Genomic DNA, 1,419 nt, shown 5'->3' on the forward strand with positions numbered 1-1,419 from the left:
GCCGGATATCGACTCGCTGCTTCCTTGGAACTTCGATTATTAAAGCGCGCCACGTGGGATCGTGGGGCGCTTACGAACTAGATATATTTCGATAGCTCCCAAGAATGTAACTGTCCTAATTTCAGAGCAATTACAATAGCCATCCCCTTTTATATTATCGATATCTATTTCTTCTTGACTCTTATCATCTAGAGAAATAAAGTCTCCATAATACGCAGCGTAATTAACAGCAGCCTTAGCTTCAAATTGAACATCAACACTATACATATCATCATTAATGTATCTAATGTCACCTAGTGTTATATGATGGATTGTAGATACATCTATATACTGTATATCTTCATTGTAGGAGCTTTCTAGCAGAAGATTGTCAGTACCAGATAGCTCATCACCATTGAGATAAACATCTTCAATATCTGCTTCTTCGGATAGGAGATACATTTTAAGTATCTCTTGTGAATTACATGAAGTTAATACGCTCTTAATCAGCTCGATCTTCTCTGATTTCTTATCAAGTTCTTTCAAAATACTAGATATGGTTGGAGTATCTAAAAATTCACGTAGTGTCTTAATTACAGTAACATTTTCATATTTAGATATTTTTTCATGGAAGTTACCATCCTTGCAAAGAACTATCACTGGCCCTTTTTGGGCCAGTGAAAGAACTCCCTTCGATATCATAGCATCAGGAAAATCGTCTCGATGTTTAGCTTTTTTAAAAACGCCACCACCTGAAAAGTATTCATCAATGATAGAAACGATATCTACTGGTTTAAAAGGAATCTCTTCGATACGGTTAGCCTGCATCCAGTCAGTAAAGCTGTCATAAATAGGAGCCTCAAGTCCTTCTTTCAGCTGTTTTAATTGATTACTTATTTTTTCGACATACTGATGATTAGGATGTGCATTATTCATCTTTTTGCGAATAGCTTGCAGTGAGCTAGAGATTTTCTGGCAATGTTCTGACAAATCAAGATATTGCTGGCTCAGGTATTCACGCTTAACGATGTTCGGTATATACACATCTAAAGTACTTTCTCTAGCTAAACGAGCAAGCATCACCATGTCACTTTTGTCGATACCATTTTCACGAAGAATATTAGTATCTAAGACTACTTTGGGCACCTTTTTTTCCACATAATAGTTTGATGTATATCTATATTGTCTTATTTATTATGCTGATTTTAAAGATATTTTTGTGATCTTAATCGAATGTACCTATAGTTTAGTGGATGAGTGAAATTAGCGACTCAGACTCACCGAACAAAACTTGATTACGTGACTCTAAGTTAAGAGTTAAAACCGAAATTTATCTCTGCTCCTGCTGATCCAGAGTTCTGACTGCATGCGCCGGAGCAAACCGGACACCTATTCCGGCATTATCCGGACAGTCATTCCGTTTTAATCCGGACACCCATT

Annotated in this window: 1 protein-coding gene; it reads right to left on the reverse strand. The window is 36.8% G+C overall.

Annotated elements, in window-relative coordinates; genetic code table 11:
- Window positions 1-39: 39 nt before the first annotated feature.
- On the reverse strand, window positions 40-1,125 hold the full coding sequence (locus ACVA53_RS24875) for a PIN domain-containing protein (RefSeq protein ID WP_446506621.1): 1,086 nt from the start codon (window positions 1,123-1,125) through the stop codon (window positions 40-42).
- Window positions 1,126-1,419 lie beyond the last annotated feature (294 nt).

It is taken from the genome of Photobacterium sp. DNB23_23_1 (genome assembly GCF_052873815.1).